This window comes from Streptomyces racemochromogenes (genome assembly GCF_039535215.1).
GTDB lineage: Bacteria > Actinomycetota > Actinomycetes > Streptomycetales > Streptomycetaceae > Streptomyces > Streptomyces racemochromogenes.
On record NZ_BAAAWT010000001.1, the window covers coordinates 2000149 to 2018887 of the forward strand.

The 18739-nt window shown below is 72.2% G+C and carries 19 protein-coding genes and 1 riboswitch; of the genes, 9 read left to right on the forward strand and 10 right to left on the reverse strand.

Features of this window, described 5'->3' with window-relative positions; all coding sequences use genetic code 11:
* Positions 1 to 174 precede the first annotated feature (174 nt).
* Positions 175 to 585 carry an SsgA family sporulation/cell division regulator gene (locus tag ABD973_RS09020; RefSeq protein WP_125595204.1) on the forward strand — a complete coding sequence of 137 codons (411 nt, stop codon included), beginning with the start codon at positions 175 to 177 and terminating at the stop codon, positions 583 to 585.
* 95 nt (positions 586 to 680) lie between these two features.
* A complete protein-coding gene (locus ABD973_RS09025) occupies positions 681 to 1193 on the forward strand; it encodes an AMIN-like domain-containing (lipo)protein (RefSeq protein WP_345499684.1) in 513 nt (170 codons plus the stop codon).
* 27 nt (positions 1194 to 1220) lie between these two features.
* Here ABD973_RS09025 and ABD973_RS09030 read toward each other — a convergent pair whose 3' ends face one another.
* A complete protein-coding gene (locus ABD973_RS09030; RefSeq protein WP_345499686.1) occupies positions 1221 to 1940 on the reverse strand; it encodes a flavodoxin family protein in 720 nt (239 codons plus the stop codon).
* A 118-nt stretch (positions 1941 to 2058) separates the two neighbouring features.
* Positions 2059 to 2255: riboswitch (cobalamin riboswitch) on the forward strand.
* A gap of 29 nt (positions 2256 to 2284) precedes the next feature.
* Here ABD973_RS09030 and ABD973_RS09035 point away from each other — a divergent pair.
* From ABD973_RS09035 to ABD973_RS09055, 5 genes are read left to right on the forward strand one after another with little or no spacing between them, the layout of a single operon-like run.
* Positions 2285 to 2983, forward strand: a complete 699-nt coding sequence (locus tag ABD973_RS09035) for an energy-coupling factor ABC transporter permease (protein ID WP_125595201.1) — start codon at positions 2285 to 2287, stop codon at positions 2981 to 2983.
* Positions 2983 to 3375: an energy-coupling factor ABC transporter substrate-binding protein gene (locus ABD973_RS09040; protein WP_345499689.1), complete on the forward strand. Its 393-nt coding sequence runs from the start codon at positions 2983 to 2985 to the stop codon at positions 3373 to 3375. The genes ABD973_RS09035 and ABD973_RS09040 overlap by 1 nt, the downstream gene beginning before the upstream one ends.
* 3 nt (positions 3376 to 3378) lie before the next feature.
* Positions 3379 to 4128 carry a cobalt ECF transporter T component CbiQ gene (gene cbiQ / locus ABD973_RS09045; RefSeq protein WP_125595199.1) on the forward strand — a complete coding sequence of 250 codons (750 nt, stop codon included), beginning with the start codon at positions 3379 to 3381 and terminating at the stop codon, positions 4126 to 4128.
* The gene (locus tag ABD973_RS09050) at positions 4119 to 4949 is read left to right on the forward strand and encodes an energy-coupling factor ABC transporter ATP-binding protein (RefSeq protein WP_345499692.1); all 831 of its coding nucleotides are present in this window, start codon (positions 4119 to 4121) and stop codon (positions 4947 to 4949) included. Before cbiQ ends, ABD973_RS09050 begins: the two co-directional genes overlap by 10 nt.
* A gap of 9 nt (positions 4950 to 4958) precedes the next feature.
* The gene (locus tag ABD973_RS09055; RefSeq protein ID WP_125595197.1) at positions 4959 to 5534 is read left to right on the forward strand and encodes a PadR family transcriptional regulator; all 576 of its coding nucleotides are present in this window, start codon (positions 4959 to 4961) and stop codon (positions 5532 to 5534) included.
* 45 nt (positions 5535 to 5579) lie between these two features.
* Here ABD973_RS09055 and ABD973_RS09060 read toward each other — a convergent pair whose 3' ends face one another.
* The 8 genes from ABD973_RS09060 to ABD973_RS09095 all read right to left on the reverse strand — a co-directional run bounded on the left by ABD973_RS09060 (position 5580) and on the right by ABD973_RS09095 (position 14908).
* On the reverse strand, positions 5580 to 5792 hold the full coding sequence (locus tag ABD973_RS09060) for an EF-hand domain-containing protein (RefSeq protein ID WP_125595196.1): 213 nt from the start codon (positions 5790 to 5792) through the stop codon (positions 5580 to 5582).
* A 101-nt stretch (positions 5793 to 5893) separates the two neighbouring features.
* Positions 5894 to 7084 carry a YncE family protein gene (locus ABD973_RS09065; protein WP_125822566.1) on the reverse strand — a complete coding sequence of 397 codons (1191 nt, stop codon included), beginning with the start codon at positions 7082 to 7084 and terminating at the stop codon, positions 5894 to 5896.
* Positions 7081 to 7896, reverse strand: a complete 816-nt coding sequence (locus ABD973_RS09070) for a polysaccharide deacetylase family protein (RefSeq protein WP_345504523.1) — start codon at positions 7894 to 7896, stop codon at positions 7081 to 7083. Before ABD973_RS09070 ends, ABD973_RS09065 begins: the two co-directional genes overlap by 4 nt.
* A gap of 358 nt (positions 7897 to 8254) precedes the next feature.
* On the reverse strand, positions 8255 to 8758 hold the full coding sequence (locus ABD973_RS09075) for an ATP-binding protein (protein ID WP_386381797.1): 504 nt from the start codon (positions 8756 to 8758) through the stop codon (positions 8255 to 8257).
* A 252-nt stretch (positions 8759 to 9010) separates the two neighbouring features.
* Positions 9011 to 9778: an enoyl-CoA hydratase/isomerase family protein gene (locus ABD973_RS09080; protein ID WP_125822563.1), complete on the reverse strand. Its 768-nt coding sequence runs from the start codon at positions 9776 to 9778 to the stop codon at positions 9011 to 9013.
* A gap of 86 nt (positions 9779 to 9864) precedes the next feature.
* A complete protein-coding gene (locus ABD973_RS09085) occupies positions 9865 to 11109 on the reverse strand; it encodes a L,D-transpeptidase (RefSeq protein WP_164720964.1) in 1245 nt (414 codons plus the stop codon).
* A gap of 112 nt (positions 11110 to 11221) precedes the next feature.
* A complete protein-coding gene (locus ABD973_RS09090; protein ID WP_345499697.1) occupies positions 11222 to 13507 on the reverse strand; it encodes a choice-of-anchor A family protein in 2286 nt (761 codons plus the stop codon).
* A gap of 165 nt (positions 13508 to 13672) precedes the next feature.
* On the reverse strand, positions 13673 to 14908 hold the full coding sequence (locus ABD973_RS09095) for a L,D-transpeptidase (protein WP_125595210.1): 1236 nt from the start codon (positions 14906 to 14908) through the stop codon (positions 13673 to 13675).
* A gap of 174 nt (positions 14909 to 15082) precedes the next feature.
* Between ABD973_RS09095 and glgX the strand changes: the two genes are divergently transcribed.
* Positions 15083 to 17356 carry a glycogen debranching protein GlgX gene (gene glgX / locus ABD973_RS09100; protein WP_125822562.1) on the forward strand — a complete coding sequence of 758 codons (2274 nt, stop codon included), beginning with the start codon at positions 15083 to 15085 and terminating at the stop codon, positions 17354 to 17356.
* Positions 17357 to 17498: 142 nt separating this feature from the next.
* Positions 17499 to 18221, forward strand: coding sequence for a CDP-alcohol phosphatidyltransferase family protein (locus tag ABD973_RS09105; RefSeq protein ID WP_345499700.1), 723 nt, complete (start codon positions 17499 to 17501; stop codon positions 18219 to 18221).
* Here the strand turns inward: ABD973_RS09105 and ABD973_RS09110 are convergent.
* On the reverse strand, positions 18202 to 18696 hold the full coding sequence (locus tag ABD973_RS09110; protein WP_125822560.1) for an FAD synthase family protein: 495 nt from the start codon (positions 18694 to 18696) through the stop codon (positions 18202 to 18204). The two genes, ABD973_RS09105 and ABD973_RS09110, sit on opposite strands and share 20 nt — an antisense overlap.
* Positions 18697 to 18739 lie beyond the last annotated feature (43 nt).

Sequence of the window (18739 nt, forward strand, 5' to 3'; positions counted from 1 at the left end):
CCCTCCGGGAGGGCGGGCCCTTCGCACGCCCGCGCTCCGCGGGCGCGGTGGCCGAAAAGAGGCCCTGCGGCCCGGTGGCTCGGGACCTTCGGCCCCGCGCCGCTCCCCCGGGCCGGGGATAGCGTGCCGGGAGGGGCGCGGGAAGGACCCACGCGCGACGAGAGGCAGCCGCCGATGGCCACCACCACCGAACACAGACTCCTGCCGCTGCGGCTGGAAGCCGCCCCCCTGTCCGTGCCCCTGACCGGCCGGTTCGTCTACCGCACGGACCGCCCGTACGAGGTGGCCGTGGACTTCCGGGGCGCCGGGACGCACCTCGCCCGCTGGGTGTTCTCGCGGGAGCTGCTGCTCGACGGGCAGAACACCGCCACCGGCGAGGGCGACATACAGGTGTGGCCCCGCTGGAGCGGCTCGGAGCCGCGCGTCCTGCTCGGCTTCAGCAACGGCGAGCAGAGCTGCGTGGTCTCCGCCCGCGCCAAGGACGTGCGCGAGCTGTGCCGGCGGATGACGGAGCTGGTGCCGCGCGGGCAGGAGCGGCGCCACTACGACCTGGACGCCCAGCTGAGCGCGCTGCTGACGTTCTGACGCGGCGGGCGCACGCCTGCGGGAACCGGTCGCGGCCCGGCGCTGTCTTATGAGATGACAGGCAAGTCCCCGTCTCACGGAACCGGGGAGACATCATGCGTCACCCGCACCGCCGCCGGATCGTGGCCCTCGCCACGGGTGCCCTGCTCACCGCCGGGCTCGCGCTCTCCGCGTCGCCGGCCTCCGCAGCCACCGCGACCACCCGCACCCAGACGCCGCTCGTCGTCAATGCCCGCTGGGGCGGGCACTGCACGTACGACCGGTTCGTGATCGACCTCCAGGGCTACGTGCCCCCGGTCACCGTCACTCCCGTGTCCGAGCTCGTCTACGACGGCTCGGGCAAGCCCGTCCCGCTGGCCGGGAAGTACTTCCTGGAGATCCGCCTGCACCCGGCCGCCGGGCACGACGACGCGGGGCAGAACGTCTACCAGGGGCCCAGGCTCCAGAAGATCTACCTCAGCAAGCTCAAGGGCATGGCCATGACCGGCGACTACGAGGGGTACGTGACCTTCGGCGCCGCCTTCGACACCAAGCCGACCTGGAACACCTCCGTCCTGCACTCGCCCGAGCGGCTCGTGCTGGACTTCCCGCACCCCAACACCTGCTGACCCGCTCGGGGCCCCGGAGCCGCCCGGCTAGCGGTGTTCGGGGTTGGGGAAGTCGAAACGGCAGCCGGCGTCCCACAGGGACCGCTGGTTGCCGTGGGCCGGCATGCCCCCGGCGCGCTTGAGGAGCGCCGCCAGGTGCATCAGGTTCCACGACATGAACGTGGTGTTCCGGTTGGTGAAGTCGTTCTCCGGGCCGCCCGAGCCCGGGTCCAGGTAGGAGGGGCCGGGGCCGGCCTCGCCGATCCAGCCCGCGTCGGCCTGGGGCGGGATCGCGTAGCCGAGGTGCTGGAGGCTGTAGAGGATGTTCATGGCGCAGTGCTTGACGCCGTCCTCGTTCCCCGTGATCAGCGCTCCGCCGACCCGCCCGTAGTAGGCGTACTGCCCCGCCCCGTTCAGCAGGGAGGAGCAGGCGTAGAGACGCTCGATGACCTGCTTCATGACGGAGCTGTTGTCGCCGAGCCAGATGGGGCCGCACAGCACCAGGATGTCGGCCTCCATGATCTGGCTGTACAGGACCGGCCACTGGTCGCTCTCCCAGCCGTGGTCGGTCATGTCCGGCCAGACGCCGGTGGCGATGTCGTGGTCGACGGCGCGGATCAGCGAGGTACGGGCGCCCGCCGATTCCATGACGGCCCGGCTCCGCGCGATCAGGCCCTCGGTGTTGCTGGTCTCGGGAGAGCGTTTGAGGGTGCAGTTGACGTAGACGGCGGAGAGGTCCTCGTACCGGGGGCTGTCGTCGGCGGCCATGCCCTCCACCGTGCCGGGCGTCCGGTGGGCCGGCCAGCGGGCCTGGCCCGTACGGGTGTGCCGGGAGCGGGCGGCCGGCCGCCGGATCGGTCCGGGTTGTGACGGTCCGTGCGGGCGACTAGGGTCATCTGGCCTTGGTGTTCGGGAAACCGGTGCAAGACCGGTGCGGCCCTCGCCACTGTGATCGGGAAGTCCGGCTCCACTCCCCTGCGGGAAGCCACTGGGCCCGCGCGGGACACCGCACGGCCCCGGGAAGGCGGAGCCAGGGCATCAGTACCCGTGAGCCAGGAGACCGGCCGGGGCGCGTCGTCCATCCACGAGGTGCTGGAGAGGTCTCCCAACCCATGCATATAGCCGAGGGGTTCCTGCCCCCTTTGCACGCGGCCGCCTGGGGCGCCGCGTCCGCCCCCTTCGTCGTCCACGGGGTCCGCGCGCTGACCCGCGAGGTGAAGGCGAACCCGGAGAGCACGCTGCTGCTCGGGGCGTCCGGTGCGTTCACGTTCGTCCTGTCCGCCCTGAAGATCCCCTCCGTGACGGGCAGTTGTTCGCACCCGACGGGGACGGGGCTCGGGGCCATCCTCTTCCGGCCGCCGATCATGGCGGTGCTCGGCACCATCACGCTGCTCTTCCAGGCGCTGCTGCTGGCCCACGGCGGACTCACCACGCTGGGCGCCAACGTCTTCTCGATGGCCATCGCCGGGCCCTGGGCCGGCTACGGGGTCTACCGGCTGCTGCGGAAGGCCGGCGCGCCGCTGATGGTGACCGTCTTCTTCGGCGCGTTCTTCGCCGACCTGGTCACCTACTGCGTCACCTCCGTCCAGCTGGCGCTGGCCTTCCCCGACCCGGCGAGCGGCTTCCTGGGCTCACTGGAGAAGTTCGCGGGCATCTTCGCCCTCACCCAGATCCCGCTCGCCGTCAGCGAGGGACTGCTGACGGTCCTCGTGATGCGGCTGCTGATGCAGTCCAGCACGTCGGACCTGGTCCGGCTCGGGGTCGCGAAGCTGACCGGCGGCAAGCAGGCGAAGCCGGAGGCGGCCCTCTGATGAGCAGGAACGCGAAGATCAACACCCTGCTGCTGCTCCTGGTCGCGGCGCTGGCCGTGATCCCGCTCGCGCTGGGGCTCGGCGACGGCAAGGAGGAGCCGTTCACCGGCGCCGATGCGCAGGCGGAGGCGGCCATCACCGAGCTGAAGCCGGACTACGAGCCCTGGTTCGCCCCGCTGTACGAGCCCCCGTCGGGCGAGGTCGAGTCGGCGCTCTTCGCCCTCCAGGCGGCGCTCGGGGCGGGCGTGCTCGCCTACTACTTCGGCGTACGCAAGGGCCGCCGCCAGGGCGCGGCGCAGGCCCTCGCGCGGGCCGCGGCCGGGGCACCGGAAGCCGCCGGGGCACCGGAGGCCGAGGAGGCCGGGCGGACCGGCCCGGCCCGGGAGTCGTAGGCGGTGCTGCCGATCGACGTGGCGGCGCACTCCAGCCGCTGGCGGGGCCGCCACCCCCTGGAGAAGGCCCTGCTGGGGCTCGGGCTCACGGTCACCGCGGTGTGCCTGCCGCCCTGGCCGGGCGGCCCGCTGGTGGCCGCCGCGACCCTGGCCGTGCTGCTCGGGCCGGCCGGCGTGGCCGGGCGGCAGCTGTGGCGGGCCTTCCGGGTCCCGCTGGGCTTCTGCGTGACCGGGGCGCTGCCGCTGCTGGTGTCGGTGGGCGGCCCGGACGGGTTCCTCGCCCCGGCCCCGGACGGGCCCCGGCACGCGGCGGAACTGCTGCTGCGCACCTCGGCGGCCTCCCTCGGGGTGCTGCTGTTCGCCTTCACGACGCCGGTCTCGGACGTGCTGCCGCGGCTGGTGCGGGCCGGGGTGCCGGCGCCCGTGGTGGACGTGGCCCTGGTGATGTACCGGATCGGTTTCCTGCTGCTGGACTCGACGGCCCGGGTCCGGCGCGCCCAGGCGGCCCGGCTGGGGCAGGCGGGCCGGGCGGCGGTGTGGCGCTCGCTGGCCGGGCTCGCGGCGACCTCGTTCGTCCGGGCCTTCGACCGCGCGGCCCGGCTCCAGGAGGGGCTGGCGGGACGCGGTTACGACGGCGCGCTGCGGGTGCTGGTGCCCGAAGCGGCGCTGTCGTGGCGGTTCCTGACGGGGTCCGCCGCCCTGCTGACCGCCCTGGTCGCGGGGACCCTCGTACTGAAGGAGCTGTGGCTGTGACCCCGTTGGTGGAGCTGGTCGGCGCGGGATACGCGTACGAGGACGGCCCGGCCGTGCTGTCGGGGGTGGACTTCGCCATCGCCGAGGGCCGTGCGCTGGTGCTGCTCGGCCGCAACGGCAGCGGCAAGACCACGCTGATGCGGCTGCTGAGCGGAGGCCTGCGGCCCGGCTCGGGGACGCTGCGGCTCGGCGGCGCCGAGGTGGCGTACGACCGCAAGGGCCTGGTCCGGCTGCGCACCTCGGTGCAGCTGGTGGTGCAGGACCCGGACGACCAGCTCTTCGCGGCCTCCGTGGAGCAGGACGTGTCCTTCGGCCCGATGAACCTGGGGCTGCCGGCGGCGGAGGTCCGCGAGCGGGTGGACGGCGCGCTGGCCGCGCTGGACATCACCGCGCTGCGGGACCGCCCGACGCACCTGCTGTCGTACGGGCAGCGCAAGCGCGCGGCCATCGCGGGCGCGGTGGCCATGGCCCCGCGGGTGCTGATCCTGGACGAGCCCACGGCCGGGCTCGACCCGGACGGGCAGGAGCGCCTCCTGGACGTCCTCGCGGGGCTGCGCGCGGCCGGCACCACGGTGGTCATGGCCACCCACGACGTGGACCTCGCGGTGCGCTGGGCGGACGACGCGGCCGTGCTGACCCCGTCGGGGATCCGCACGGGCCCGGCGGCCGAGCTGCTCTCGGACCCGGAGCTGCTCGCGTCGGCGGGGCTGCGGTCGGCCTGGGCGCCGGTGGTCGCCGCGTTCCTGCGGGCGAAGGGGATGCTGGCGGACGGGGCGCCCGGGCCGCGGACCCCGCAGGAGCTCGCGGTGCTGGGCTCCTAGGATGGCCGCATGTCGCTGCCGCATGCCATTCTCACCGCGCTGATGGAGAAGCCCTCGTCGGGGCTGGAGCTGACCCGGCGGTTCGACAAGTCGATCGGCTACTTCTGGTCCTCGACGCACCAGCAGATCTACCGGGAGCTGGGGCGGCTGGAGGAGGCGGGGCTGATCCGGGCGCTGCCCAGCGAGGTGCCCGTGCGCGGGCAGAAGAAGGAGTACGAGGTGCTGCCCGACGGCCGCGCGGAGCTGACGCGGTGGGTGGACGAGAGCCAGGACCCGAAGCCGGTCAGGGACGCGCTGCTGCTGCGGATCCGCGCGGCGGCGGTGGTCGGGCCGCAGGGGCTGGGGCCGGAGCTGCGGCGCCATCTGGAGCTGCACCGGGCGCAGTTGGCCACGTACGAGGCCATCGAGGCGAAGGACTTCCCGGCGGGGCGGGACGCGGACGCGGACCGGCTGCGCCGGCTCGTGCTGCGCGGGGGCATCGCCCTGGAGGGTTTCTGGCTGAGCTGGCTGGAAGAGGCCCTGGCGGAGGTGGAGGCCCTGTCCGGGCCGGAGGGACCGGCGGCGGCGCCGGCGGGCGGTGCCTGACGCGCCCCCGCCCCGGCGGGCGGGGCGGAGGCGGACGCGCCGCGCCTACTTGTTCAGGGACGCCCAGAACTCGTCGAAGCTCATCAGCTTGTCGCCGTCGGTGTCCTTGGCGGCGATCACGGAGTCCGCGACCGCGGCGGTGACGTAGTGGTCACCCATCGCCTTCATGGCCGCGCTGTACTCGTCGGCCGTGACGAAGCCGTCACCGTTCACGTCGAACTTGTCGAACGTCGCCCGTGCGCTCTCGATGTCAGCCACTGGGTCCACCCCTTCTTGGTGCTTGTTGACCGGCTCAGGGTAGCGGCCCGGGGCGCGGGGGGCTCCTGCGGGTCCCGTTCCCCGGGGCACCGTCGCGCCGGCTACCGGAAGATGCCGGTGTGGCCGAGGGAGTAGCGGCCGGGCTGCGGGTACACGGCGAGGCCGTGGGGGCCGCCGCCGACCGGGATGCGGGCCAGCTGCTTGCCGGTGACGGTGTCGATCGCGTAGACCTCGGAGTTGTAGCGGCCTGAGAGCCACAGCACCTTGCCGTCGGCCGAGACCCCGCCCATGTCGGGGCTGCCGCCGTCGGGCAGCTGCCACTTCTTGGTGAGGCGGTTCTCCTTGAAGTCGAAGACGGAGACGCTGCCCTCGCCGCGGTTGGAGACGTACATCTCCCTGGAGTCGCGGCTGACGTAGAGGCCGTGGCAGCCCTTGCCGGTGGGCAGCAGCTTGGGGACGTCGAACTTCTCCCCGCTGAGCACCCACATGCCGTGCGCCATCATGTCCGCGACGTAGAAGGTCTTCCCGTCGGGGGAGATCTTGACGTCCTGCGGCATGGCGCCCTCGAAGGGAAGCTTCTGCTGGCCGATCACCTCCATCTTCTCGGTGTCGACCTTGAGCAGTTCGCCGGAGAACTCGCAGCTGACGATGAAGTAGCGGCCGTCCGCGGAGAAGTCGGCGTGGTTGACGCCGGCGCAGGTGACGGGGACGGTCTTCACCCGGTCCATGGTGTGCGGATCGCGGAAGGCCAGCTCGCGGTCCATGGAGGCCATCACGACGGCGTACTTGCCGTTGGGCGTGAAGTACAGGTTGTACGGGTCGTGCACCTCGACGGGCTTGCCGGCCTCGCCGGTGGCCGGGTTGATCGGGGTGAGGGTGTGGCCGCGGTTGTTGTTGACCCAGAGGGTCTTCATGTCCCAGGAGGGCACCACGTGCTGCGGCTGCACGCCGACGGGGATGGTGTCGATGACCTTGTACGTGGCCGGGTCGATGACGGACACCGTGTTGGAGTTGGTGTTCGGGACGTAGACCCGGGACGGGAAGTCCTTGACCGCCGGGGAGAGCCTGTTCGGCCGGTCGGCGGCGTACACGTCGTGGGGGTCGAGCAGCGGGGGCATCCCGGCCAGGCCCGGCGGCACGGCCGGGACGGCCTTGGCGGGCTGCCTGGCGGGGCCCTTGGTGCCGAGCGCCTCGGCGGGGGCCTTGTCTGCCGATCCGCAGCCGGCCAGGGCGGCGAGGACCAGACCGGCCAGCAGGACGGTGGCCTTCCGGGGAAGGCGGGTGGTCTTCATGAGGTCAGCAGCTCCGTGGTGGTCACCGCGCGCAGTTCGCGGCGCGCGAGTTCTTCGAGGAGGGGCGGCATCGCGTCGACCGTGTCCGCGTAGCCGAAGTGCAGGCTCACCACCGATCCGGGCCGGATCGTCCCGGTGACGTTGCGGATGACGGCCGCCGCGCCGGGCGAGGTGAAGTCGAGGGAGTCCACGTCGTACGAGAGGACGTGCGGGTAGCCCGCCCGCTGGGCGAGGGTCCGGACGAGGGGCGTGGCGTACTGGGTCTGCGAGGGGCGGAACCAGCTGCCGATGGAGCCGGTGAGCCGCTTGAGGCGCTGGGCGCAGCCGGTGATCTCGGCGTAGGCCTCGGCCTCGGACATGCCGTTGATGGCGAGGTGGCGCTGGGTGTGGTTGCCGAGTTCGTGGCCGCCGTCCAGGATCCGCCGGGCCATGTCGGGGTGTTCGTCGAGCCAGCTGCCGATGGCCAGTACGGTGACCCGCGCGCGGGCCTCCTCCGCCGCGGCGAGTACGGCGCGGGCGGTGGTGGGGTCGCCGTTGCCGTGGAAGGTGAGGGCGACCCGGGGCCGGTCGCGGGGGCCGTGCGCGATCTCCACGGGCTGTCCCGGGATGCGGCGGGGCGCCGGGGCCGCGGGCGCCCGCCCGGCCGGGCGGGCGGGCTGGGCCGCGGTGGCCCGGACGGGTCCCGGCGCCGCCCGGCCGCCGCCCGCGCCGCAGGCCGTGGTGAGGGCGCCGGCGGCGGCGGCCGCGGCGGCGCGCAGGGCGGTACGGCGGTCTGGATAACAGAGCACCCGCCCATTTAAGAGCCGGATCATCCTCAAGGTAATGATTGACCCAATTTGAGACTTCCGTCGAACGGGGGCCCAGAGCCGGGTGTCCGCTATGTGATCAACGATTTACACAGAGCGGTCGATATTTATTCGTTGATTGTGAGGCGAGTGGCCCATCTCACCTAGGATTTAGGTGGAAACTCTTGGGATATGCACACTTATGTCCGAGTCGGGACTTTTGGCATTTGGGCCCTCGTCTGCCATAGTCGGAACCACGGCTTCCCTTTGACCCGAGCGAAGTCACCCGCCGAGGATCACACACCCCACCGGTCCTCGGCGCACCCATGAAACCCCCGTAGCGCCCCACCTCGGCGACAGGGGGTTTCTGGCTTTTCGGGGCCGGTCAGCGGTCGGCGACCCGCATCTCGAACCAGGTGATCTTGCCGCGCGGCAGCAGGTCGGCGCCCCAGCGGTCGGAGAGCTTGTCGACGAGGAACAGCCCCCGGCCCGTCGTGTCCAGCTCGTGGACCGGCATCAGACAGGGCAGCCCGCGCGAGGGGTCGCGCACCTCCACCCGGATCCAGCCGCGCCGCCGCAGCATCCGTAAGCCGAAAGAGCGGGCGCCGGTGTGGCGCACGGCGTTGCCGACGAGCTCCGAGACCAGGAGCACGGCGTGCTCGGAGATCTGCGGCGACAGCCCCCAGAAGCGGATGACCACGCTCTGGGTGAGCCGGCGGGCCGTGCTCGCGGACTCCGGCATGGACGGCAGGGTCACTTCCGCCTCTGCCGGGTTGCCGTACAACTCCAGCGCTTTGAGCCCCTGTTCGTCCTCGACCGCCGCCGTGAGCCGTACGGCCGAAGCGCTGCTGCGCTGCCGCGGCTGTTCCACACCCTCCAGGCCCGCCATGCACCCATCATGGACGGCCCGCGCGCCCGTCCGGGCCGTTCCGCAGGAATACACCCCCCGGAACCATGGATTCCGAGGGGGTCTCCCGGCATATGCGAAAGGCAACCGAAGGCTGCATGAACCACCCTGACCTGGGGTGACGTTCCGCTGCGCGGCGATCACCGTCAGTGGATCACCAGGTCCCCTTAAGGCTGCTTTAAGGCTGGGCTAATCCACCCGCAGGGGTTCCGTGCGGCCGTCTTCGAGCGCCCCTCAGACGAACTTGGCCTTGCCCGGGCCCTCTTCGACGAAGCTGCGCATGCCGCGCTCGCGGTCCTCGGTGGCGAACAGGCCCGCGAACCAGTTGCGTTCGATGGTCAGGCCGGTGTCGATGTCCGCCTCCAGGCCGGCGTCCACGCACTCCTTCGCGGCGCGCAGCGCGATGGCCGGGCCCTGGGCCAGCTTGGCGGCCCAGGCGTGAGCCTGCTCGTACACCTCGGCGGCGGGCACGACACGGTCCACCAGGCCGAGGGCGAGGGCCTCTTCGGCCCTGACCATGCGGCCGGTGAAGATCAGGTCCTTGGCCTTGGACGGGCCGATCAGCCGGGAGAGCCGCTGGGTGCCGCCCGCGCCCGGGATCAGGCCGAGCAGGATCTCGGGCTGGCCGAGCTTGGCGTTGTCGGCGGCGATCCGGTAGTCGGCGCACAGGGCGAGCTCACAGCCGCCGCCGAGGGCGTAGCCGGTGACGGCGGCGACGACGGGCTTGGGGATCCGGGCCACGGCGGTGAAGGCGTCCTGGAGTGCGCGGGACCGGGCGATCATGGCCGCGTGGTCCATGTTCTGCATCTCCTTGATGTCCGCGCCGGCCGCGAACACCTTCTCCCCGCCGTAGAGGACGACCGTGCGCACGTCGGCGCGGTCGGTGGCCTCCACGGCGAGCTCGCGCAGCCGGTCCTGGGTGGCGATGTCCAGGGCGTTCATGGGCGGGCGGTCCAGCAGGATGGTGCCGACGCCTTCGGAGACTTCGAGAGAGATGGTCATACGGGGAAGGTTAGCCGCGGTTAACGCGCGGTGGCCCGGTGCTGTGGGTCACAGCACCGGGCCACCGGCTCACGTACGCGGATCGGTTACTTGATCCACTCCGCCCAGTCCATGTTCCAGCCGTTGAGGCCGTTGTCCGGGGCGATCTGCTTGTCCTTGGAGTTCTTCACGACGACCACGTCGCCGATCAGCGACTCGTTGAAGAACCACGCCGCGGGGGTGTTGGGGTCGCCGGCGCCGCGCTCGTCCTCCAGGCCGACGCAGCCGTGGCTGACGTTCTCCGAGCCGAACGTGCTGGAGGGGGCCCAGTAGTTGCCGTGGACGAAGGTGCCCGAGGTCGACAGGCGCATCGCGTGCGGGACGTCCGAGATGTCGTACTCGCCGCCGAAGCCGACGGTGGCGCCGTTCATCCGGGTGACCTTGTACTTCTCGCTGATGACCATCTGGCCGTTGTAGGTGGTCGTCGACGGGGCGCCCGCGGTGATCGGGATGGTCTTGAGGACCTGGCCGTCGCGGACGACCTCCATCTTCTTGGAGGTGGCGTCGACGGTGGTGACCTGGGAGCGGCCGACGGTGAAGGTGACCGTGCGGGTCTGCTTGCCGTAGACGCCGGGGCGGCCCTCGACGCCGTCGAGCGCCATCTTCACGGTGACCTTGGTGCCCGCCGCCCAGTACTTCTCGGGACGGAAGTCGAGCCGGTCGTTGCCGAACCAGTGGCCCTCGATCGGCACGGACGGCTCGGCCGTGACGGTGATGGCCTTCTCGACGGCCTCGGTGTTGGTGATGCCGCGGGTGAAGTTGATGGAGACGGGCATGCCCACGCCGACGGTCGAGCCGTCCTCGGGCGTGTAGTGGCCCACGAAGGTGTTCTGCGGGGTCAGGGTGCTGAAGGTGGTGTCCTTGGCGGACTCGCGGCCGGCCTCGTCCTTGGCCACCGCGTGCACCTTGTACTCGGTGGCGGCGGCCAGGTTGCGGGCGGGCTCCCAGGTCGCGCCGTCGGCGGCCAGCTTGCCCTCGACCGCGTTGCCCTTGGTGTCGGCCACCGTCACGGTGGTCAGCTTGCCCCCGCTGCTGGTGATCTTCAGGACGCCGCTGGTGGCGACCTCCTTCGACCCGTCGTCCGGCTTGACGTTGACCACGGCCTTGGACGCCTCGGTGCCGGTCTTCGCCGTACCGCCACCGGCCTTGCCGTTGTCCCCGCCGCTGCCCCCGCCGTCGCCACCGCCGCTACAGGCGCTGGTCAGCAGCAGGACCGCCCCCAGCAGAACGGCCGGCAGACCGGTGCGGACGCGGCCGCGTATCGGCTGCAGGTTCACTCGTGTTCTCCCCATGTCCCCCGCGCACGGACAGTCGCGCGCTTGTCGACAGGAAATCACATGGGGAGATTACGAATAGGCACAGTCGTGTCACCGTTCCGTCCCAAGTGCCGGGGCGGGCGGGGTGTCAGGCCTTGCGGTCACCGCCCAGCGGCCACTGGCCCGGGTTCCAGCCGGGGCCCTCGTGGTCGGGACGCCCGTGGCCGGGTCCGTCGTGGCCGGGGCCCTCGTGGTCGGGACGGCCGTGCTCCGGCTTCCCCTGCTCGGGCTTGCCGTGGTCCGGCTTGCCGTGGTCGGGCTCGTCCTTGCAGTGGCAGGTCTGGCCGTCGTGCACGCGCTTGTTGAGGAGGGTGACGGCGATCCGGTGGCCGGGTGTGCGCCCGTCCAGGGTCAGCGGGCCCGTCACCGGGTCGCGCGGCACCACGTAGCCGTCGGGGACGTCCACCTCGACCACGTAGTACGAGCCGTCCGGCAGCCCGTCGAAGGCGCAGACTCCGTCCCGGCCGGTGGTGCACTCGTCCCCGACCCGCTCGTCCGCGTCGTCCCCGGTGCGCTGAAGGCCCACGGCCCTGCCGGTCTCCCGCCAGAGCTCGAACTCCGCGCCGCGCAGCGGCCGCTTCGTCTTGGCGTCCTTCTTCAGCACCTTGATGACGCCGCCCGGGTCCTCGTCCGCCTTCCTGTTCGGGACGGTGACGATGACGTACTCCTCGGTCTCGCCCGGGTCCAGGTCGAAGGCGGTGACGGGGTCGCGGGGCCGTTCGTAGCCCGTCGGCAGGCCGACCTCCCGCCAGTAGTAGCGCTCGCCGACCGGCAGCTCGACCGTGCAGGTGCCCCGCTCGTCGGTCACGCAGGCGCCGTCGCCGAGGAGGGTGTCGGGGTTCGTCCCGGTCTGGAGGCCGGCGGTGCCGTTGCTCTCGCGCCACAGCTCGAAGCGGGCGCCCGGCAGCGGGTCGCCGGTGTCCTTGTCGATCTTGCGCAGCACGACCCGGGCGCTCTCGTCCGGCGGCACGGGGGTCCTGGTGTTCACGGCCGTCCAGCGCACCCCCTGGGTGGCGTTCTCGGCCGTCAGGACCAGCGTGTGGACGGGCTGCGCGGGGAGGTCGTAGCCGGTGGGCGGGGTGGTCTCGCGCCAGTGGTAGGTGCCGAGTTCCTCCTCGCGCGCGCAGATCCCGTCCGTGCCCGTGGTGCAGTCGGCGACCTTGGTGTCGGGGTTCGAGCCGGTGGCCTGGAGTCCGTCGACGCCGTTGGTCTCCTTCCACAGCTCGAACTTCGCCCCGGACAGGGCCCGGCCGTTCTCGTCGTGCTTGAGGACGGACACCGACCCCCGGGCCGGCGGTACGGGCGCGCAGTCGGGCAGGTCGCCGTTGAAGGGGTACGCGTGGAACTCCGCGCCCAGGCCGGTGGTCGCCGTGGGGCTGGTGTGGGTGACGCTGCCGGCGGTGAAGAAGCGGCCGTTCATGCCGATCACGGAGACGTCGGTGACCGACGCCTGCGGGCCGATCAGGACGCTGCCGCCGAGCTGCGCCGAGCCGGCGATGGTGGCGGTCTCCGCGTTGGGGAAGTTCCACAGCAGCCGCTCGCGCAGCCCGGCGGGCAGCAGGGCGTTGTTGACGCGCAGTGCGGGGCTCTCCCCGGTGACGTTGACCAGGACGGTGGCGTTCTCCGGGATCCCGGCGAAGCGCAGCGTCTGCTGCCGGCCGGAGGGGCCGGAGAGGTCGAAGTCCACGTTGAAGACCTGGAGGGGTGAGCGGCCGTCGCCGGTGAACACGGTTTCCTGGTCGCTGTACACGGCCCGGCCGGTGGCCGTGCGCGGGACTCCGGCGGGGAAGGCGTAGCAGGTGCTGGCGGTGGTGAGGGCGCCGCGCAGGCGGGTGTAGGGGTCGGCGGCGTTGGCGTCGTGGGTGCGGGTGCCGGTCACGTTGCCGGTGAGGGTGCCCGCGTAGCGGACGACGCCGCCGTCGGCGAGGAGGGTCTGGCCGGTGGCCACGGTGACGTCTCCGCCGGTGGTCAGGAAGTCCGATCCGTTCGGCGGGGGAACGCGGGAGCCGACGCCGGCGATGCCCACGTTGTAGACGCCGGCCGTCTTGTTCATGTCGAAGTCGCCGAGGACGACGACCTTGCCCTCGGCCTCGGCGGCGCCCCGCCGCACCAGCATGTCCCCGCCGACGAACACGTTGATGTTCTGGTCCCGGCCGGTGAAGTCGCGGTTGTTGGGGTCCGGCCAGGAGGACGGACAGGCCTCGCCCGGCTCCTTGCCCGGGATGCACGGCCCCAGGCCGCCCGGCAGCGGGGCCCTCAGCGTGCGTGCCGTGGCCGGCGGCTCGCCACCGGGGCCCGCCGCGAGGGCCGTGGGGGTCCCGGTGGCGAGTACGACGCCCACGGCCAGCCCGAGGGTCCAGTTCCTTGCTGACATGACACTCCGTCCGCTGTCTCGGCCACCTGCCCGCGCCGGTGGCCCTGACAGGCTGCGGGCGGGCTTCGGCGCGGCGTACGGAAGACACTCGGCGCGTACGGCATTCCGGTCTGACAATCACTCGATTGCACCGCTTCCCCGGGGTGCGGGGAGGGCCCGGGTGTGTCAGCCGATGGCGGAGCCCGCCACCCAGTCGGCCCAGGACATGTTCCAGCCGCCCAGTCCGTTGTTGGGGGCGACGGTCTTGTCCTGCGAGTTCACGACCTCCACCACGTCCCCGACCAGCGTCCGGTCGAAGAACCAGCCCGCCGGGGTGTCCGAGCCGCCGCCCTTGTCGTCGCGCAGGCCCACGCAGCCGTGGCTGGTGTTGGTGGAGCCGAAGGTGTCGGGGCTGGCCCAGTAGTTTCCGTGCAGGAAGGTGCCGGAGGCGGTGAGCCGCATGGCGTGCGGGACGTCCGGGATGTCGTACTCGCCCTTGCCGTCGTCGCTGGTGAAGCCGACGGTGGCGCCGTTCATCCGGGTCACGTCGAACATCTCCATCACCACCATCTTGCCGTTGTAGGTGGTGTTCTTCGGCGCTCCGGCGCTGATGGGGATGGTGGACAGCAGCTGCCCGTCCCGGCGGACCTCCATGGTGTGCGCCTCCGCGTCGACGGTGGAGACCTGCGAGCGGCCGACGGTGAAGCGGATGGTCTTGTCCTGGATGCCGTACGAGCCGGGTGCGCCCTCGATGTCGCGGAGCTTCATCTTCACGGTGACCTCGGTGCCGGCCTTCCAGTAGGTCTTGGGCCGGAAGTCGAGGCGGTCGGAGCCGAACCAGTGGCCGACGACCTCCACGGCCGGGTCGGCGGTGACGGTGATGGCCCGCTCCACGTCGGCGCGCTGCTTGATCGACCGGTTGAAGTTGAAGGAGACGATCATGCCGGTGCCGACGGTGGAGCGGTTCTCGGGCTTGAAGTAGCCGATGAACCGCTCCTCGGGGACGTAGGTGGTGAAGGTGGTGTGCCGGGCCTGGCGGCGGTTGTGCCCGTCGAGGGCGACCGCGTCGACGGTGTACTTGGCGGCGAGCGCGAGCCGTCCGGCGTCGGGGTCCGGGCTCCAGCTGAGGCCGTCGGCGGCGATCTCGCCCGGGACCTCCTCCTCCTGGGCGTCCTCGACCTTGGTGACCCTGACCCGTTCGAGGCGGCCCTCGGGGACGTTCACCCGCAGCGGGCCCTCGGCCGGTACGCCCTTGGCGTTGTCGTCGGGGGTGACCCGGATGGCCTCGTCCGGGGAGCGGGGTTTTCCGGGCAGCTGGATCTCGACGGGGGATCCGCCGTCCTCGGTGCAGCCGGCCAGACCGCCCAGCAGGCCCGCCCACGCCGCCACGGCGGCCAACCCCGCCCCTGCCCGCCTCGTCAGAAGAGTCACGTCCCGTCCAACGACCGGGGCCCTCCGGGGGAAACGTGAGGGCCGGGCACGTTCCGGGCAGAACAGTCCGGGCAGAACAGTGGGAAGGACCAGACGGGGCGGGCCCTGGCCGGGACGCCGGGGCGCACTCCCCCCGCCGGTACCCAGGAGCCGTGGAGGCGGGCAGTGTCGAGCGCAGCCGAGCAAGAGGCGGTGGATGCCGCCGGCAGTGATGCCGGCCGGACCGTCGAGGAGATGGACTTCGTACGGGAACGGGTCCAGGCGAAGGTGTTACGGGCCGCCGCGCACCCGGCGCCACCCGTGTGGCCGGGCTCCTCGCACCCGCTGGGGGCCCGGTACCACACGGGGCCGGCCGGGGTGGAGGGCACCAACTTCGCGCTCTGGGCGCAGGGCGCGGAGGCGGTGGAGCTGTGCCTGTTCGACGCCCTCGGGGCGGAGACGCGCTGCACCCTGAGCGAGCTGACGCACGGGATCTGGCACGGCTTCGTACCGGGCGTGCGGCCCGGGCAGCGGTACGGCTTCCGGGTGCACGGGCGCTGGGACCCCTGGACGGGTGCCCGGTACAACCCGGCGAAGCTGCTGCTGGACCCGTACGCGCGTGCGGTGGACGGGGACTTCTCGCTGCCTCCGGAGGTGTACGGGCACGTCCGGGACTGGCCGCAGCAGTACATCGCCGACACGGTGCGCGACGACCGGGACTCGGCCCCGTACGTCCCGAAGGGGGTGGTCGTCCATGACGACGACGACTGGTCGGACGACGTCCGGCCGAAGACCCCCTGGGCCGACACGGTGATCTACGAACTGCACGTGCGCGGGTTCACGATGCGCCATCCGGGTGTTCCCGAGGAGCTGCGCGGCACGTACGCGGGCCTGGCCCATCCGGCGGCGGTGGAGCACCTGAAGGCGCTGGGCGTGACGGCGGTGGAGCTGCTGCCGGTGCACCAGTTCGCGCACGAGGACCACCTGCTGCGGCGGGGCCTGCGCAACTACTGGGGGTACAACTCGGTGGGGTACTTCGCCCCGCACGCCGGCTACTCCGCCAGCGGGACGGCGGGGCAGCAGGTCGGCGAGTTCAAGCGGATGGTGAAGGCCCTGCACGCGGCGGGCATCGAGGTCATCCTCGACGTGGTCTACAACCACACGGCGGAGGCCGGGGAGCTGGGACCGACCCTGTCGCTGCGCGGGATCGACAACCGGGGCTACTACCGGCTCCAGTCCGACCAGCGCCGCTACGCCGACTACACGGGCTGCGGGAACACCCTGCACGCCGGGCGCCCGCACGTGCTGCGGCTGATCACGGACTCGCTGCGGTACTGGGTGACCGAGATGGGGGTGGACGGCTTCCGCTTCGACCTGGCCGCGGCGCTGGCCCGCTCCATGCACGACGTGGACATGCTGTCGCCGTTCCTCGCGGTGATCGCCCAGGACCCGGTGCTGCGGCGGGTCAAGCTGATCGCGGAGCCGTGGGACGTGGGCTCGGGCGGCTACCAGGTGGGGGCGTTCCCGCCGCTGTGGACGGAGTGGAACGACCGATACCGGGACGCCGTGCGGGACTTCTGGCGGGGCGCGCTGCCCGACGTACGGGACCTGGGGTACCGGCTGTCGGGCTCCAGCGACCTGTACGCGTGGGGCGGGCGGCGACCGTACGCCTCGGTGAACTTCGTGACCGCGCACGACGGGTTCACCCTGCGCGACCTGGTGTCGTACGAGCGCAAGCACAACGAGGCGAACGGGGAGGCCAACCGGGACGGCACCAACGACAACCGGTCCTGGAACTGCGGGGCCGAGGGCGAGAGCGGGGACCCGCGGATCGGGGCGCTGCGGCGGCGGCAGCTGCGCAACCTGCTGACGACGCTGCTGCTGTCGACGGGCGTGCCGATGCTGGTGGCGGGCGACGAGTTCGGGCGCACGCAGGGCGGCAACAACAACGCGTACTGCCAGGACAACGAGACGGGGTGGGTGGACTGGTCGCTGCTGTCCGACCCGCAGTGGAGCGGCCTGTTCGCGCTGACCCGGCGGCTGCTCTCGCTGCGCCGGGCGCATCCGGTGCTGCGCCGGCGGGCGTTCTTCTCGGGCCGGGCGCAGGGCGCGGACGGGCTGCGGGACCTGGCCTGGTTCACCCCGGCGGGGGCGGAGATGACGGAGCGGGACTGGTACGCGCCGGCCGCCGCGGTGGGCCTGTACCTGTCGGGGCGGGACATCCCGGGCCGGGACGAGCGGGGCCGCCAGGTGACGGACGACAGCTTCCTCGCGCTGCTGCACGCCGGGGACCGGCCGGTGGAGTGGGTGCTGCCGGGCGCGCCGTGGGCGGTGGAGTACGAGCTGGTGCTGGACACGGCGCGGGAGTCCCAGGAGGCTCCGCCGGGGACGCGGCACCGGGGCGGGGAGCCGCTGACGGTGCCCGCCCGGTCGGTGCTGCTGCTGCGGGTGGTGTCCTGAGGCGGCCGGGGGTGGGTGCTCGCTGCTCGCTGCTCGGGGGGAGCTGACCGATCCCGAGCGGAGCCTTTCGTTCCCCCTGCGATGATGTGCCCTTCCTGTGAACACACGATCACATGACCACATGGACAGGGCAGGGGCAGGCATGGCGAGATTCGGGACCGCGCTCCGGGAACTGCGGGGGGCGCAGAAGTCGGCCAAGGGGGTGTCGCTCTACTCCCGGTTCGTCAACCGGCCGGTCGGCCGGTACCTGGCCGCCGGGTCCTACGCGCTGGGCCTGACGCCCAACCAGGTCACCTTGGTCAGTGCCGCGTTCAGCTTCGCGGCGGTGGCGGCGGTGGCGCTGGCCGCGCCCTCGTGGGGGCTGGGGATCGCCGTCTGGGCGGCGCTCGCGGTCGGCTTCGCCTTCGACTCGGCCGACGGCCAGCTGGCCCGGCTGCGCGGCGGCGGGAGCGCGGCGGGCGAGTGGCTCGACCACGTGGTGGACGCCGCGAAGCTCACCGCGCTGCACGCCTGCGTGCTCATCGCCTTCCACCGCTTCCCCGAGGCGTTCGGGACCGGTTCGCAGGGGTGGCTCCTGGTGCCGCTGGGCTTCCAGTTCGCCGCCGTCGTCACCTTCTTCGGGGGCCTGCTGACCGAGAAGCTCAAGCCGAAGGCCGCCCCGGGCAGTCCGGCCGCGGCCCCCTCGACGCTGCGCGCGGTGGCCCTGCTCCCCGTGGACTACGGGGTGTTCTGCCTCGTCTTCCTGCTGCTGGGCGGCGGGACCTTGTTCCGCTGGGCGTACGCGGGCCTGGGCGCGGTCGCCGCCCTGTTCCTGGTGGCCTTCCTGGCGAAGTGGTACCGCGAGCTCAGCGCCGTTCGGCGGTGAACTGCTCCGGCAGCGGCGGGTGCGCCGGCTCGGCCAGGGCGTCCAGGGCGCGGCGCAGCTGGGTGCTGGAGGTGTGGACGGTGTACGGGAAGTAGACGACGTCGACCCCGTGGGCGGCGAAGTCCCGTTCCAACCTGTCCCCCTTGGGGGTGCCGCGCCAGTCGTCGCCCTTGAAGATGACGTCGAAGCGGACCTGCTTCCACGTCTCCACCTTGTCCGGGACCGTCTCCACGAAGGCGGCGTCGACGTACTTGACGCTGCGGACGATCTCCAGCCGCTCGACGAGCGGGATCATCGGGCGCCGCCCCTTGGCCAGTTCGGCCATCTCGTCCGAGACCACGCCGGCCACCAGGTAGTCGCACCGGCTGCGGGCGTGGCGCAGGATGTTGAGGTGGCCTATGTGGAACAGGTCGTAGGCACCGGGCGCGTAGCCCACGCGGTACGGCCTGCGCTCGGACGGCACAGGGTCGGTCATGTCGCGCTCCGTCATCGGATCGGTTCCCCCCAGCGGCCGCACC

Bases quoted from the DNA above. Each gene is read 5' to 3' on its own strand.
- ABD973_RS09020 (WP_125595204.1), top strand. From the start codon at position 175: ATGGCCACCACCACCGAACACAGACTCCTGCCGCTGCGGCTGGAAGCC.
- ABD973_RS09025 (WP_345499684.1), top strand. From the start codon at position 681: ATGCGTCACCCGCACCGCCGCCGGATCGTGGCCCTCGCCACGGGTGCC.
- ABD973_RS09030 (WP_345499686.1), bottom strand. From the start codon at position 1,940: ATGGCCGCCGACGACAGCCCCCGGTACGAGGACCTCTCCGCCGTCTAC.
- ABD973_RS09035 (WP_125595201.1), top strand. From the start codon at position 2,285: ATGCATATAGCCGAGGGGTTCCTGCCCCCTTTGCACGCGGCCGCCTGG.
- ABD973_RS09040 (WP_345499689.1), top strand. From the start codon at position 2,983: ATGAGCAGGAACGCGAAGATCAACACCCTGCTGCTGCTCCTGGTCGCG.
- ABD973_RS09055 (WP_125595197.1), top strand. From the start codon at position 4,959: ATGTCGCTGCCGCATGCCATTCTCACCGCGCTGATGGAGAAGCCCTCG.
- ABD973_RS09065 (WP_125822566.1), bottom strand. From the start codon at position 7,084: ATGAAGACCACCCGCCTTCCCCGGAAGGCCACCGTCCTGCTGGCCGGT.
- ABD973_RS09070 (WP_345504523.1), bottom strand. From the start codon at position 7,896: ATGATCCGGCTCTTAAATGGGCGGGTGCTCTGTTATCCAGACCGCCGT.
- ABD973_RS09075 (WP_386381797.1), bottom strand. From the start codon at position 8,758: ATGGCGGGCCTGGAGGGTGTGGAACAGCCGCGGCAGCGCAGCAGCGCT.
- ABD973_RS09080 (WP_125822563.1), bottom strand. From the start codon at position 9,778: ATGACCATCTCTCTCGAAGTCTCCGAAGGCGTCGGCACCATCCTGCTG.
- ABD973_RS09085 (WP_164720964.1), bottom strand. From the start codon at position 11,109: ATGGGGAGAACACGAGTGAACCTGCAGCCGATACGCGGCCGCGTCCGC.
- ABD973_RS09090 (WP_345499697.1), bottom strand. From the start codon at position 13,507: ATGTCAGCAAGGAACTGGACCCTCGGGCTGGCCGTGGGCGTCGTACTC.
- ABD973_RS09105 (WP_345499700.1), top strand. From the start codon at position 17,499: ATGGCGAGATTCGGGACCGCGCTCCGGGAACTGCGGGGGGCGCAGAAG.
- ABD973_RS09110 (WP_125822560.1), bottom strand. From the start codon at position 18,696: ATGACCGACCCTGTGCCGTCCGAGCGCAGGCCGTACCGCGTGGGCTAC.